The 15424-nt window shown below is 39.1% G+C and carries 10 protein-coding genes; 7 read left to right on the top strand and 3 right to left on the bottom strand.

Annotated features, from left to right (window positions below; genetic code table 11):
* The first annotated feature begins 96 nt into the window (after positions 1-96).
* From ACSHZO_RS00230 to ACSHZO_RS00220, 3 genes are read left to right on the top strand one after another with little or no spacing between them, the layout of a single operon-like run.
* Entirely contained in the window at positions 97-5313 is a 5217-nt protein-coding gene (locus tag ACSHZO_RS00230) for a gliding motility-associated C-terminal domain-containing protein (protein ID WP_298248016.1), read from the top strand.
* Between the two features lie 22 nt (positions 5314-5335).
* Positions 5336-6268 carry a PorP/SprF family type IX secretion system membrane protein gene (locus ACSHZO_RS00225; RefSeq protein WP_298248015.1) on the top strand — a complete coding sequence of 311 codons (933 nt, stop codon included), beginning with the start codon at positions 5336-5338 and terminating at the stop codon, positions 6266-6268.
* Between the two features lie 12 nt (positions 6269-6280).
* Positions 6281-7975, top strand: coding sequence for an OmpA family protein (locus ACSHZO_RS00220; protein ID WP_298248014.1), 1695 nt, complete (start codon positions 6281-6283; stop codon positions 7973-7975).
* 85 nt (positions 7976-8060) lie between these two features.
* Here the strand turns inward: ACSHZO_RS00220 and ACSHZO_RS00215 are convergent, their stop codons facing one another.
* The 3 genes from ACSHZO_RS00215 to ACSHZO_RS00205 all read right to left on the bottom strand — a co-directional run bounded on the left by ACSHZO_RS00215 (position 8061) and on the right by ACSHZO_RS00205 (position 10763).
* Complete coding sequence (locus ACSHZO_RS00215; RefSeq protein ID WP_298248013.1) at positions 8061-8582, bottom strand: DUF4136 domain-containing protein; 522 nt, start codon at positions 8580-8582, stop codon at positions 8061-8063.
* Positions 8583-8651: 69 nt separating this feature from the next.
* Positions 8652-9647 carry a GTPase ObgE gene (gene obgE / locus ACSHZO_RS00210; RefSeq protein WP_141876816.1) on the bottom strand — a complete coding sequence of 332 codons (996 nt, stop codon included), beginning with the start codon at positions 9645-9647 and terminating at the stop codon, positions 8652-8654.
* Between the two features lie 3 nt (positions 9648-9650).
* A complete protein-coding gene (locus ACSHZO_RS00205) occupies positions 9651-10763 on the bottom strand; it encodes an adenylate kinase (protein ID WP_298248012.1) in 1113 nt (370 codons plus the stop codon).
* Between the two features lie 122 nt (positions 10764-10885).
* On the opposite strand from ACSHZO_RS00205, the gene ACSHZO_RS00200 reads away from it, so the two are divergent.
* The 4 genes from ACSHZO_RS00200 (at position 10886) to ACSHZO_RS00185 (ending at position 15422) form a co-directional block, all read left to right on the top strand.
* A complete protein-coding gene (locus ACSHZO_RS00200) occupies positions 10886-12046 on the top strand; it encodes a 5-(carboxyamino)imidazole ribonucleotide synthase (protein WP_298248011.1) in 1161 nt (386 codons plus the stop codon).
* 4 nt (positions 12047-12050) lie between these two features.
* A complete protein-coding gene (gene purE, locus ACSHZO_RS00195) occupies positions 12051-12542 on the top strand; it encodes a 5-(carboxyamino)imidazole ribonucleotide mutase (RefSeq protein WP_298248010.1) in 492 nt (163 codons plus the stop codon).
* A gap of 206 nt (positions 12543-12748) precedes the next feature.
* Entirely contained in the window at positions 12749-14779 is a 2031-nt protein-coding gene (locus tag ACSHZO_RS00190; RefSeq protein WP_298248009.1) for a M3 family metallopeptidase, read from the top strand.
* Between the two features lie 91 nt (positions 14780-14870).
* The gene (locus ACSHZO_RS00185; RefSeq protein WP_298248008.1) at positions 14871-15422 is read left to right on the top strand and encodes a sigma-70 family RNA polymerase sigma factor; all 552 of its coding nucleotides are present in this window, start codon (positions 14871-14873) and stop codon (positions 15420-15422) included.
* Positions 15423-15424: the final 2 nt, after the last annotated feature.

Genomic DNA, 15424 nt, shown 5'->3' with positions numbered 1-15424 from the left:
AGATGTTTCTTAATTTAACTGTACATATTAAAAATTATTTTAATATTTGTGCAACTTTATTTAAACCGAATTTATTTAACAATTAACACCTAGCCTATGCAAAATTTTACCTTAAGGTTTAAGGGGAAAGTATTTTATCTCTTTGCCTTATCCTTAATTTTTGGAACAATGTCTTCTTATGGACAGTGCGCTACACCAGATCAGGATCAAGATTACTGTTTCTTGCAAACAGTAAGTGATCTAAGATTTAGTGACGGCACGAATGCAGCTATATACGAAACGGCTGATTCTAACAATGACACAGATCCTATAAATGGAAATGAACTGCTTACTGATGGAGAAACTTATTTTATTGGTAGTACAACAGAAAATTGCACTAGAGTATCTGTTACGGTAAGTGTAGCTACAGCTGACACTCCTGATAATACACTTTTCCCAGGAAGAAATGATTTTACTCTCGCTCCATGTATTTCTTCTAATTTCACAGTCGCAGACCTTGAGGATCTATTTATTGCAGATCCAGATTACACATTAGAGGTATATCTAGATGAATCTGGAAGTAATGCTTTACCTGAAGGTCAGGAGCTTACTCCGAATGAAAGTTATTTTGTAGGACAGGTAAGCTCTGTAAATGGCAATTGTCCTTCCTCCAGAGCATCAGTAGGTTACGATCCAACACAAGCTCCAGCACCGACTGCAGAACCTGCACAAAATTTGTGCGAGGGTGCTACTGTTGCCGATTTAGTAGCAACTGGAACTGAAGAAAATAGTCAGGCAATTAGATGGTATAGAAGCATGACTTCTAATTCTCCACTAGCAGATGATGTTGAATTGATTAATGGTGAAGATTATTACGCCGCTCAAATTGTTAATGACAGGAATGATCCATTCCCTCCATGTGAAACTCAAATGAGTGACAGAGCGAGAGTTGTCGTTACTTTAGAAGATTTTGATGCCGGTGCTGATGTTACTGAAACGATTTGCCAGGACGATCTACAAACCAGATTAGGTAATGGTGAGTCTCCAACGGCTATTTTTCTTAGTTTGGTTGACAACAGAAGCTTGCCATCGGAGGTTAGTTTTAATCCATCCATTGCTAGTTTAGCAAATGAATACAACAGCAACCCCTTCCAGACATTCACAACTCTTGCGACATTTACAACAGAAGAAGGTTGTGAAGATGATGTAGAATTGAATTTGATTGTACTTGCTAATCCAGATGCTGGAGAAAATGGAACTGTTACTCTAAGCCCAACTGACGATCCAATTAAATTAATCGATGTTCTTAATGGAACTCCGGATCTAGGTGGTACTTGGTCACCTGGTGATGGAACTTTTGATCCATCAACAGATACTGCTGGAGACTTTACTTATACTGTTGATAATGGAACATGTTCAGATTCGGCGACTGTTACAGTAAATGTACAAGAATGTATCGATGGAGCTCCTGATAATTCTGTAACTACCTGTAATGATGTTATAGATGAAACAATTGATGATTTAGGTGATATTGCTCCTTATTTCTTAAGCCTATTACCTGAAGGAACTCCAACCAACGGAACGTTGAATCCTACTCCTAGTCAATTATTGATTCAATATGGAAGTAACAATTTTCAAGATTTTACTACTACCTATTCTTATTCTGATGGGGAGTGTGAATATTCAACCGAACTTACTGTTACTGTAACTCCTACAGAAGCTGCAAATGCAGGAAGTTTTGACGATGTCTCCATAGTGTGTTCTAACAACGATGACATCAATCTTACTACCCTGATCAATAATGATCCTAATGCTAATACTGAAGGAATATTCACAGGAGATGGTGTTAGTGGAAATAGTTTTAATCCTTCTGTTGGCGCAGGTGAGTATACTATCACTTACACCGTTGCAGATGCTCAGCCATGTGTAACAGGTAATGATACTACCACATTCACAATTACAGTTGAAAACGGAAGTAATGCAGGAACTGACAATACCGATGGAAATATTATTTGTGGTGGCAACATCTCAACAGAAAATGAATTGATAGTCTATCTATCAAGTTTACTTAGCGATGACGCAAATGAGGGAGGTTCTTTCTCAAATGTTACCAGCATTACTAATGATATCAATAACGGTCTTGAAGGTCCTTTTAGTTCAAATTATACGGTTGGAGAAGGTACATCATGTGAAGATTCGGCTAATCTTAGTTTTAGCGTAGGAGATGGAATAATTAATTTGCCTAGTAATTCTGTAACTACCTGTAATGATGTTATAGATGAGACAATTGATGATTTAGGTGATATTGCTCCTTATTTCTTAAGCCTATTACCTGAAGGAACTCCAACCAACGGAACGTTGAATCCTACTCCTAGTCAATTATTGATTCAATATGGAAGTAACAATTTTCAAGATTTTACTACTACCTATTCTTATTCTGATGGGGAGTGTGAATATTCAACCGAACTTACTGTTACTGTAACTCCTACAGAAGCTGCAAATGCAGGAAGTTTTGACGATGTCTCCATAGTGTGTTCTAACAACGATGACATCAATCTTACTACCCTGATCAATAATGATCCTAATGCTAATACTGAAGGAATATTCACAGGAGATGGTGTTAGTGGAAATAGCTTTAATCCTTCTGTTGGAGCAGGTGAGTATACTATCACTTACACCGTTGCAGATGCTCAGCCATGTGTAACAGATAATGATACTACCACATTCACAATTACAGTTCAGGATGCCCAAGTTAATGCTAGCGTTTCCAGAACATTATGCGTAACACAAGCGCAAGATTTGATTTCTAATACACCAGAGGGAATTTCCTTCCTTCAAGGTTTAATAGAAGAGACAGGAGTTGATGATTTTGAAGTAGGCAATTTTGATGACAATGCTATAATAGAGATTAGTAATCTTGCTAATTTTATTGCTTCACCAACAGATGATTCCCAGGAATTTAATTTTCAGTACTCAGAATCTTCAGAATTAGATTGTGGTGTTTTAATTATTATCAACCTTACTATAAATAATATTCAGGATGCCGAAGCTGGTGAACTGGCTGATCAAACGGTATGTTCTGATTTAGGTTTGATCAATCTTACTGATTTCTTAACTGCTGATACTTCAACAGGTGGTACTTTCAGTGGAGATAACGTAGTTGACGGAATGTTTGACAGCTCTGTTGGACCGAACGATAATGGATACCAGATTACTTACTCCGTAGATGGTTCTGCTGATTGTGTAACTGATGGAACTTCAGACACGGCTACATTCATCATTACAGTAGACGATCCACAAGCAGCTAATGCTGGTGATATCGCAGATCAAATTGTATGTTCTAATGCTGGAATGATCAATCTTACTGATTTCTTAACTGCTGATACTTCAACAGGTGGTACTTTCAGTGGAGATAACGTAGTTGACGGAATGTTTGACAGCTCTGTTGGACCGAACGATAACGGATTCCAGATTACTTACTCCGTAGATGGATCTGCTGATTGCGTAACTAATGGAACTTCAGATACGGCTACATTTACTATTACTGTAAATAATCTACAAGCAGCTAATGCTGGTGATATCACAGATCAAATTGTCTGTTCTGATGCTGGAATCATTAATCTTGCTGATTTCTTAAATGCTGATACTTCAACAGGTGGTACTTTCAGTGGAGATAACGTAGCTAATGGAATGTTTGACAGCTCTGTTGGACCGAACGATAACGGATATCAGATTACTTACTCCGTAGATGGTTCTGCAAGTTGTGTGACTGATGGAACTAGTGATTCAACGACTTTTACAATTTTTGTAAATCAGGGCGTAAGCGCAGGTGCAGATAATAACATTGAGGTATGTAGAGGTGAAGTGGATAGCTTCAACGAAAGCGATGCAAGGGAATTCTATTTAGATTTACTTGAAGCTGGGGTATCTAATGACGGAACATTTAATCCTACGATTGCTGATTTAGTAGCTGATTATAATAACAATGAAGACCAAACAATCTTTGCTACAACATATACAGTATCAAATGATAATTGTTCTGATAGTGCTTTGCTAACAGTAAACATACCAAAAAGAATACCCGCTGAAATTGGCAACATCGCCAATCCAGATCCAATCTGTAGAAATGCTGAAGATGTAGACTTATTCTCTTATTTACCTGAGGGTGCAAATCTAAACGGAACGTTTGAAGGATATGAAGACGGTACATTTAGTCCTACTATGATGGGTGAAGGTGATTTCGAAATTACATATACTCTTACTGATGATTCTCCATGTACAACCGGCGAAGCTTCTGCAACCTTTACAATTACTGTACAGGACGCTGCTTTTGCAGGAATGGATATGGACATTGCAGTTTGTCAAAACGATGGTGTACAGAATCTGTTTGATTTCTTATCAGTTGATGCTGATACAAATGGTGAGTTCACTCTTGAAGATGGTACTGTTGTTACAGATGGAATGATGGATCCTTCAGCTTTTGATGCAGGAACTTACACTGTTACTTATACTGTAGCTGCAATTAATGATTGTGGAGATGCTAGTGCTGAGTTTACAATTACTGTTCAGCAAGTAGGAGACGCTCCAGTAGTTGGTGATGCAACTTTCTGTGCGGTACTTGATCCAACAGGTGCAGATCTAACAGCAGGCAGTGAAGATCTAACTTTCTATACTGATGCTGATCTTACGATGATGGTTGCTGAAGATGCTCCTTTAGCTGAAGGAACTTACTATGTAACTCAACGAGGAGATGCAGGTTGTGAATCTGCAGCTACAACGTTCGAAGTAAGCATTACAGATCCTGGAACTCCAACGATCGAAGATGCAAATCAAACTTTCTGCCAGTTCGACGATCCAACGATCGCAGACCTGAATGATGCAATAGACCAGACTTCAAATGTAACCTGGTATGCAAGTGCAGATAGTACTGATGCATTAAGCACTGGAACAGCACTTCAGGATGGAGTAACATATTTCGCTTCATTATACGACCCGGCATCAGATTGTGATAGCTCACAAAGACTTGCCGTGAACGTTAGCCTGGAATGTGACTTCTTCATACCAGAAGGTATTTCACCAAACGGTGATCAATTAAATGATGATTTCGAGATTAGATATATCGAAGATTTCTATCCTAACTACACTATTGAGATCTACAACAGATGGGGTGACTCAGTTTACAAGGGGAATGCAAATACTCCAAACTGGGATGGTACCAGCAATCAAGGTTCATTCGGTGACGGTTTGTTACCAGTAGGAGTTTACTTCTATTACCTGGACTTCAAAGATGGTAGCACTGAGCCAAGAAGAGGAAAAGTATACTTAAGTAGATAATTAGGATAAACAAGAACAAGAGATGAAAAAAATAATCACAAAATATTTATTATTCGCAGGCATTATCCTTTTCTCTATAAAGGGTATGGCTCAACAAGATCCACTATTCACTCAGTACATGTACAATATGAGTGTAGTGAATCCTGCATATGCGACAGACGATCCAGGCATGTTGAACCTGGGAGCGATTTACAGAATGCAATGGACAGATGTTGATGGTGCACCACGCACCCTCAACTTCTTTGCCCACACTCCGGTAAGCGAACGTGTTGAACTTGGACTAACTGTGGTTCATGACGAGATTGGTGATGTTGAGAAAACAAATAACATCACTGCAGATTTCGCATACGTGATCCCAACTGGTGATAACACAAAGTTATCTTTCGGTGCAAAGGCAGGTCTAACGACATTCGACGCAAACCTTGCAGGGTTACGTTTAAATGATCCAGGTGATGCAGCATTCCAAAACATTAGCGAAGTATTTCCTGTATTTGGAGTTGGAGCTTTCTGGTTTGGTGACAAGCACTACTTAGGTGTTTCTGCACCTAACTTGTTAACAGCAGATCATCTTGATGACAGCCAGTTACTAAGAGACAAAGGTTCTGAAGAGATCCATTACTACCTTACCGGTGGTTATGTGTTTGACATTACTGAAAACTTTAAATTAAAGCCTTCTACTATGGTTAGAGGGGTTGAAGGATCACCACTATCTGTAGATGTAAATGCGAACGCATTGCTTTATGACAGATTTGAAGCAGGTGTTGGTTATAGATTCGATAAGTCTGTTACAGGCTTGGTAAACTTTCAGGTTACTCCGGGATTAAGAATTGGGTATGCATATGATTACCCTACTTATGACCTGAGCGACGATGGTTCTCATGAGATCATGCTATTGTTTGATCTGGACCTATTCGGACTTAAGAAAGGATATGACAAATCACCAAGATTCTTCTAAAACCAGACTAAGATGAAAAATATATATAGTACACTTTTAATTTTATTCGTGAGCATTACAGCTTTCGGTCAAAAGTCTGACATTAGAGACGGAAACAAGTTTTTCGCCAATGCAGCTTATATCGATGCAGCTGATGCTTATGAAAACGTAAATGAGAAACCTCAGGAGATTCTTCAGAATCTTGGAGACTCTTACTTCTATACTAATCAGATGCAGAACGCAGCTGAAGTATATGAGATGTTATTTTTAAGACATTCCGGTGCTGTTGCACCGGAGTATCAATTCCGATATGCTCACGCATTGATGGCTCAGGGTAATTATGTAAAAGCCGATGAGCTAATGAATGAGTTATCTGGAAATGACTGGAATCATGAGGAATTCAAGAATACTCTGGATACTGTAGTTCCTCATAAATTCAAGTATGATCAGATTATGAACAACGCTTCATCTTCAGACTTCGGAATTGGATTCTATGGTGATCGTGTAGCTTTTGCATCGACAAGAAACCAGGAACGTCCTATCTATCCATGGAATAAAATGCCAGCATTGGATCTTTACAGTGCACAAATGGATGATGATGGTGAGATGAAAGACATAGTTCTTTTTTCAGATGTTATCAATACAGATGAGCATGAGAGTTCAGCAACCTTCAGTCGGGATGGAAATACTATCTATTTTGCCAGAACGAATGAAGATCGTGTGAAAAATGAGAATGATGTTCGTGTAGCTCACATTAGTATTTACCGTGCTGAAATGGTAGATGGTGAATGGACCAACGTTGAAAAACTACCTTTTAGTAGTGAAGAATATTCAGTAGAACACCCAAGCATAAATGCAGATGGAACGAAGTTATTCTTTGCCAGCGACATGCCTGGTGGAAGTGGATCTTTTGATATCTACGTGGTGGACATCAATGAAGATGGAACCTTCGGAACGCCTCAAAATCTTGGTGCTGGAGTGAACACAGCTCACAGAGAGCAATTTCCTTTCATTAGCGAAAATGATGTTTTATACTTCACTTCAGATGGACACCAGGGATTTGGTAACCTTGACATCTACAGAACTGAAGGCGACTTCAGTGAAGTAGAAAACCTTGGATCTTCTATTAATAGTGGTAACGATGATTTCGCATATGTTGTGAAAGAGAGTGATGAAACTGGATATTTTGCCTCAAATAGAAGAGGAACAGATAATCTATATCAATTCACCCGTGAAGAGAATGAGATCGTCGAGGCTCCTACTGAAGTTGACCCAACAAGTGGTCAGGATCTTATCCCGATCGATGGCAGCAAAATCTATTTCGACTTTGACAAAGCAACGATCAAGAAAGAGTCTGAAGTTGTTCTGGATTCAGTGGTAACTTACATGAATGATTATCCAAATATCAAAGTGAAAGTTGAGTCTCATGCAGATGCTAGAGGTTCAGACAGCTACAACATGGCATTATCTAAAAGAAGAGCAGCTTCTACAGTAGACTACCTTGTTAAGAAGGGAATTGACAGAAGCAGACTAACATCTGAAGGTTATGGTGAAACACGTCCAGTAAATGACTGTACTCAACCAACCGGATGCTCTAATGCAGAATATGCTAAGAACAGAAGAAGTGCATTTGTAGTATCAAACAGAAAATCTGAAAGTCAGTCGATGACAGAAGATGATTCTGAAGATTCCATGGATGACGATATGATTGAAGACAACGAGAACTAGTTTCAACCTTGTACTAACTAACCAATCAAAATGGAAAGCCCCATGCAATTGCATGGGGCTTTTTTATTAGTATAATTGAAGCTGACTATTCCTGTGGCGGATAGCCTTCTAAAGCTTTCTCAACTATTTTATCAAAAGTTTTTTGACGTTTTTCTGGATCAGCGTTTGCATCAAAGCTACTCTCTACTACCGCCTGCCAAACCAAAGCATCTTTCTCTATGTCTATAAAATCAAATGTTAGCTTCATGTAGGTATCCATTTTTCCAATAGGAATACCTCCGCTCACTCCTACTCCAACATTGCCTCCACCTCCACCAAGGCCAAGACCAACTCTGCTACGATTATCTCTTTCGTACTCCTGCGTATATACATTTACCTGAAGTCCGGCTGTCTGAGATCTACTGAAGCCCTTTTCCTGCATCTTAGAGTTTACAGCATTTAATAACCTTCCCTGATCTAACTGATTGAGTCCTGTTTGTAAATCGGAATAAATTGAATAAGAATTGTATTGATCGAACTGAACCGTTTGATCGTAATCATAGACTGCCTGCGGTGTATTACAGGCAGCCATAAATAATAATAAAGTAGATATTTTTAGAATTTTCATAACCGGTTTTTTCTAAAAATAGCCAAAACCAGCCGGAGCAAACACCTATTTAACAGGAATTAAACAAGCTTAATTAAGCATTTGCCATAATTTATCTTTGAGCTCTTGCAGTCCTTTTTGAGCTACCGAAGAAATAAACAGGTATGGAAAATCAAGTTCTTTATCAAGTTGTGATTTCATTTCTGCCTTAAGTTCCTCGTCTAAAAGATCACTTTTGGAAATTGCGATCAACCTGTCCTTATCCATTAATTCAGGATTGTATCGCCTAAGCTCATCAACAAGAATATCGTACTGCTCTTTAATATCCTTCGCATCTGAAGGAATTAAGAAAAGTAGCGTTGAGTTACGCTCGATATGTCTTAAGAATCGATGTCCAAGACCTCTACCTTCGGCTGCTCCTTCAATGATCCCAGGAATATCTGCAACCACGAAAGTTTGAAAATCACGATACTGAACAATCCCTAGATTTGGCTTTAGAGTGGTAAATTCATAATTGGCAATCTTTGGTTTTGCAGCAGTAATTACTGAAAGCAAGGTTGATTTTCCAGCATTAGGAAAACCTACCAGACCAACATCTGCAAGAACTTTCAGCTCCAGAGTAATATCCACCTGCTGACCATCAATTCCTGGTTGAGCATAACGTGGAGTCTGGTTCGTTGAACTTTTAAAATGCCAGTTTCCGAGTCCTCCTTTACCACCTTCAGCAATTATAAATTCCTGACCATCTTCAGTAATTTCCTTGATGATCTCGTTAGTTTCAGTATCCCTTATCACCGTACCTAATGGCACATCGATGTATTCATCTGTACCCTGAGCACCAGAACTTCTCTGTTTACTCCCATTACCACCATGCTCAGCTTTAACGTGACGTTTAAATTTAAGATGGAATAATGTCCAGAGGTTCTCATTCCCTTTTACGATTACGTGGCCACCACGACCACCATCACCACCATCGGGACCTCCTTTGGTTATATATTTCTCCCTATGCAGGTGCGCAGAACCCTTCCCTCCTTTTCCGGAGAAAACATGGATCTTTACATAATCAACAAAATTCCCTTCAGTCATATCTTATTTCATTAATTCATCGATCACAGAACTCAGTCGAGTAGTGATGTCTTCTATACTACCTTCACCATTCACTCCGTAATACTTATTTTGTTTCTGGTAGAAATTCTTTAAAATGGCAGTTTCAGCATAATAAACCTTGATACGATTGCGAATAACACGCTCATCAGCGTCATCTGGTCTACCTGAAGTTTTACCTCTTTCCAGCAATCTTTCAACAAGTATCTCATCCTCAACTTCCAGAGCGATCATGGCATTTACTTCAGTACCTTTCGCTTCCAGAGATTCACTTAATGCTTCAGCCTGGGCTTCAGTTCTTGGAAATCCGTCAAAAATAAATCCATTAGCACCTTCATTTTTTTCAACTTCAGCATTCAGCATATTGATGGTAACCTCATCTGGAACGAGTTGTCCCTTATCAATAAACGATTTTGCGCTGAGCCCAAGTTCTGTCTGATTCTTGATATTATACCGGAATACATCTCCTGTAGAAATATGTATAAGATCGTACTTTTCCTTTAAAATGGTTGCCTGAGTTCCCTTGCCTGCACCCGGAGGGCCAAACAGCACTAGATTTGTCATTTTGCTATCTTTGCGTTTATATACTTGAGTTAGGTTCCTGCCCAGACCGTCGTAGTCAAGACCGTAACCAACAATAAATTTATTAGGTATCTCCATCCCGATAATTTGTACCGGAACATCTTTTTTGTAAGCTGAAGGTTTAAAGAACAGTGTTGCCACCTGGTAATTAGCTACACCTGCCTCAGTTAAAATTCTATCCACCTCAACGAGCGTATTACCGGTATCTACAATATCTTCCAGAAGAACAACTTCCCTACCTGCAAGTTCCTGTCCTAAACCCAATAAAGTTTTAACTTCCCCGGTTGTTTTGGTGCCTTCATAAGAACCCATTTTCACGAAACTTATCTCGCAGTCACTCTCAAATCGTTTGATCACTTCGGAAGCAAACATAAAAGAGCCGTTCAGGATCCCGATAAAAACAGGTTTTCTGCCTGTATATTCGTCATTCAATCGTTTAGCAATAGTATCAATGGCTTTCGTAATTTCCTCCTCAGAGATATAAGGTTCGAATTCCAGATCGTGTAGCTTTATCAAAATTCAGCAATTTTAAGTGGCAAAGATAAGGAATCTATACAAGCCGGCCTTCCCGAATTCTTGCTGAATAAATATGGCAGGAATCAGGAATAACTTATTTTTGCTAAAAGCCGAATTAACTTATGATAAATTATTTCTCATCAGACTTTAAACTGGGAATTCTAGGTGGTGGCCAGCTTGGTAAAATGATGCTTTATGAGACCCGAAAGTACGATATCCAGACACTTGTGCTGGATCCAAGCCCAGAGGCTCCTTCAAGAATTTCCTGCGACTATTTTGAGCAGGGAGATCTAATGGATTATGAAACTGTGCTTCAATTTGGTAGAAAAGCAGATGTATTAACTTTTGAAATTGAAAGTATTAATATAGAAGCTTTAAGACAGCTGGAAAGCGAAGGCGTTAAAACATATCCTTCCGCAGCAACACTCGAGAAGATTCAGAATAAGGCGGTACAAAAAGAATTTTACGAAAAACACAATTTACCGACTGCAGCTTTCAAAAGATTTCCAAATCTGAAACTTTTAAAATCAGACGTCAACGAACAGAAAGTAAGTTTACCTTTCGTCTGGAAAAGTGCTACCGGTGGTTATGATGGAAAAGGAGTATCGGTTATAAGAACGGAAGCTGATCTCGCCAATCTTCCCGATGCAGAATGTATTGCTGAAAACCTGGTGCCTTTCAAAAATGAACTGGCGATTATCGTGGCACGGAATCCTTCAGGTGAAGTTCGCACTTATCCTGTTGTGGAGATGGAATTTCATCCCACGGCAAACCAGGTAGAATATGTCATCTGTCCAGCGCGTATCGATAATAATGTAGCTGAAAAGGCAAGGAAACTAGCTGAAAATGTTTCCGAAGCATTTGAACACGTAGGGTTACTCGCGGTTGAAATGTTTCAGACTGAAGACGATAAAATCTTCATCAATGAAGTGGCTCCAAGGCCTCACAATAGTGGTCATTATAGCATTGAAGCTTCCTACACCAACCAGTTCGAACAGCAAATTAGAGCAATTCTGGACTTGCCTTTAGGTAAAACCGATAGTAAACTTGGAGGGATCATGGTAAATCTGGTAGGTGATGAAAATCACGAAGGAGAGGTTCTATATAAAAATATCGAGAGGATCATGGGTATGGAAGGAGTTACTCCGCATATCTATGGTAAAAAGATCACCAGGCCTTTTAGAAAAATGGGTCATGTAACCATCGTAAATAAAGATCTGGGCGAAGCTAGAAAGATCGCTGAAAAGGTAAAGAATAGTATTCAAGTTATTAGTAAAAAATAGTAAAATGGGAAAAGTAGCTGTGATCATGGGTAGTACCAGTGATATGCCTGTAATGCAGGAAGCAATCGACATACTGGAAGGATTTGATATACCGGTGGAAGTAGATATCGTTTCCGCTCATCGTACCCCAGAGAAACTATTCGATTTTAGTAAAAATGCGCACGAAAGAAATATTAAAGTTATTATCGCAGGTGCCGGCGGTGCAGCTCACCTTCCAGGGATGGTAGCTTCCATGTCCCCATTGCCAGTGATTGGAGTTCCAGTAAAATCAAGAAACTCTATAGATGGATGGGATTCAGTATTATCAATTCTGCAAATGCCTGGCGGCGTTCCTGTCGCGACAGTTGCACTCGATGGCGCTAAGAATGCAGGTATCCTGGCAGCGCAAATAATAGGCACGGCAGATAAGTGCATCATGGACAAAATTCTTGTTTACAAAGAAGGTCTTAAACAAAAGGTGATCGAAGGCGCGAAAAGCGTTCAGAAAAAGAAATAAAAAAAGGGATCACAAAGTGATCCCTAAGCAGTAAACCTTTAACCCGTTATTATTTATTAACCATTCTAAATTTTAACCAGAACTTGTTATACTACTGTATCGTTATAAGTTGATCTTTAATCGATTAAAAGGCTAAAATAGAAATTTTAATTAGATCTTTTGCAATAACGTTCATATAATATTGCAAAAGCGTTAAACTTACATTCATGAGCTCTCAAAATATATTACTGGAAGATTTCAATCAAGCTCCTTTTTCAAGCATAAAAACTTCAGATTACAAACCTGCCATTATAAAGGCTATAGAACTTGCCCAAAATGATATTGAGGTGATCACCTCCAGTAAACAAGAACCAAGCTTCGAAAATACTATCGAAGCATTAGAGTTTTCGGGAAAAAAACTTGATCGGGTTACCAGCATTTTCTTCAATATAAATTCTGCGGAAACCAATGAAGAAATTCAGAAGATCGCCCAGGATATTTCTCCTTTACTTTCAGAATTCAAGAATGATGTTATTCTGAACAATGCGCTCTTTAAAAGAGTCAAAAAGGTTTACGATCAAAGAAAATCACTGGACCTCAACAAGGAGCAAACCACCTTACTTGACCAGAAGTATAAGGCTTTTACTCGTAATGGCGCCAACCTGGCTAGCGAAGATCAACAGGCCTTACGTGAGATCGACAAGAAATTATCTAAGCTAAAATTGCAGTTTGGTGAAAATGTTTTAGCTGAAACCAATAAATATGAGCTGGTTGTTACTGAAGAATCCCGTTTAGGTGGATTGCCTGAAAGTTTCAAAGAAGAAGCCAGGAATATTGCAAAATCCAAAGATACTGAAGGCTGGATCTTCAGTCTGGAATACCCAAGTTACATTCCATTCATGAAATACGCCAATGACAGGGAATTGCGAAAGGAACTTTCTCTCGCATTTGGATCGAGAGCTTTTAAAGGTGATGAACTTGATAACCAGCAAAATGTTCTTGATATCGCAAAACTGCGATATGAAAGAGCAAAACTTCTCGGTTATAATTCCCATGCTCACTTTGTTCTTGAAGAACGTATGGCAGAAACCCCGCATAAAGTAGAGTCTTTTCTCGAGGAAATGCTGGAAAAAGCAAGACCTGCAGCAGAACGAGAGTTTAACCAATTAGAAAACTTCGCTAAAGAGCTTGACCAGATCGATACCCTCCAAAAATGGGATTCAGCTTATTATGCTGAAAAATTGAAACAGAAATTATTTGATCTGGATGACGAAAAGCTGAAACCATACTTCCAGTTAGAAAAAGTGATCGATGGGGTGTTTACCATCGCAGGGAAACTTTACGGACTCAAATTCGAACAAACAACTGATGTTGATGTATATCACCAGGATGTAAGAACCTACAATGTTACCGATAATCAAGGAGATGATATTGCTCTTTTCTATGCCGACTTTCATCCCCGCCCAGGAAAAAGAGATGGTGCATGGATGACGATTTACAAACAGCAGTCGATAGAGAATGGGCAGAATGAGAGACCCCATATATCTATAGTATGCAATTTCACTAAACCAACAGAGAAGCAACCTTCATTACTAACCTTCAATGAATTAACAACTTTGTTCCATGAATTTGGTCATGCACTGCACGGTATGCTCGCAAATACAACTTACCCAAGTCTTTCTGGTGCCAATGTATACTGGGATTTTGTAGAACTACCAAGCCAGGTTCTTGAAAACTGGTGTTATGAGGAGGAAGCTTTGCAACTCTTTGCAAAACATTATAAAACCGGTGAGGCCATTCCTCAGGAATATATTACTAAGATCAAGGAATCTTCCAACTTTCTGGAAGGTATGGCAACCATGAGACAGTTAAGCTTTGGAATGTTAGATCTTAGCTGGCACGCACAGGACCCTTCGAATGTAAGTGATGTAAAGGCACATGAAACAGAAGCATTCGAATCTACCAAATTATTCCCGGATGTAGTCAGTAATTGTATGAGTACAGCATTTTCCCATATCTTCCAGGGTGGTTATTCTGCAGGATATTATTCTTACAAATGGGCAGAAGTACTGGATGCAGATGCATTTGAATATTTTACGGAAAACGGAATATTCAGCAAGGATGTCGCAGATAAATTTAAAGATAACATACTCTCGCAAGGTGGTACAGAGCATCCAATGGAACTGTACAAACGCTTCCGCGGAAAAGAACCAAAACCAGATGCTCTATTAAGAAGAGCTGGCTTAATAAGTAAATAAATAATTCTGAAAAGAATGGTAAAACCTGATTATAAAGCTACGGGATCGCCATTCTTTTCATATTTTTGAGTTGCAACCGTCACAAGCACACATGCCTTCAAACCAACTTGAACCAAATAAATGGGTAGACAGATATTCAGATTATCTGTTTAATTATACGATCGTGCGTGTAAATGACCGTGAAGTCGCTAATGACCTTATTTCTGAAACCTTCCTGGCGGGCTTAAAATCTGCCAAAAACTTTAAAGGCGAAGCCAGCGAAAGAACCTGGCTCATTTCGATCCTGAAGCGAAAGATTATTGATCATTATCGGCGTAATAACTCCAGGAAAGGTCAGGCTGAAGTTAAGATCAATTATACTGGAGAAGATAGCGAAGGTGAATGGCTGGAAGAACAGGTCGCAGACCAATTTGATCGTACTGCCGAGGATGAAATGGAAAATAATGAACTGGGATTGGCAATTCTGGATTGTTTGGATTCTATTAATGAAAAGCAAGCAGCAATTTTTAAGCGTAAAACTATAGATGGAGTTGATACGGAAGCGATTTGTAATGAATTTGATATCACGCCGTCTAATTTGTGGGTAATTATTCATCGCGCCAGAACTGCTCTGGCCGCGTGCATGGAAAAAAACTGGTTTTAATT

Origin of the sequence: Christiangramia sp. 3-2217-3z, from assembly GCF_051195275.1 — a bacterium.
Lineage (GTDB): Bacteria > Bacteroidota > Bacteroidia > Flavobacteriales > Flavobacteriaceae > Christiangramia > Christiangramia marina.
This window is presented reverse-complemented; position numbering and strand designations above follow the sequence as displayed.

Coding starts and splice junctions, on each gene's coding strand:
- ACSHZO_RS00230 (WP_298248016.1), top strand. CDS start 97: ATGCAAAATTTTACCTTAAGGTTTAAGGGGAAAGTATTTTATCTCTTT.
- ACSHZO_RS00200 (WP_298248011.1), top strand. CDS start 10,886: ATGATAAATTATTTCTCATCAGACTTTAAACTGGGAATTCTAGGTGGT.
- ACSHZO_RS00185 (WP_298248008.1), top strand. CDS start 14,871: ATGCCTTCAAACCAACTTGAACCAAATAAATGGGTAGACAGATATTCA.
- obgE (WP_141876816.1), bottom strand. CDS start 9,647: ATGACTGAAGGGAATTTTGTTGATTATGTAAAGATCCATGTTTTCTCC.
- ACSHZO_RS00215 (WP_298248013.1), bottom strand. CDS start 8,582: ATGAAAATTCTAAAAATATCTACTTTATTATTATTTATGGCTGCCTGT.
- ACSHZO_RS00190 (WP_298248009.1), top strand. CDS start 12,749: ATGAGCTCTCAAAATATATTACTGGAAGATTTCAATCAAGCTCCTTTT.
- purE (WP_298248010.1), top strand. CDS start 12,051: ATGGGAAAAGTAGCTGTGATCATGGGTAGTACCAGTGATATGCCTGTA.
- ACSHZO_RS00220 (WP_298248014.1), top strand. CDS start 6,281: ATGAAAAATATATATAGTACACTTTTAATTTTATTCGTGAGCATTACA.
- ACSHZO_RS00225 (WP_298248015.1), top strand. CDS start 5,336: ATGAAAAAAATAATCACAAAATATTTATTATTCGCAGGCATTATCCTT.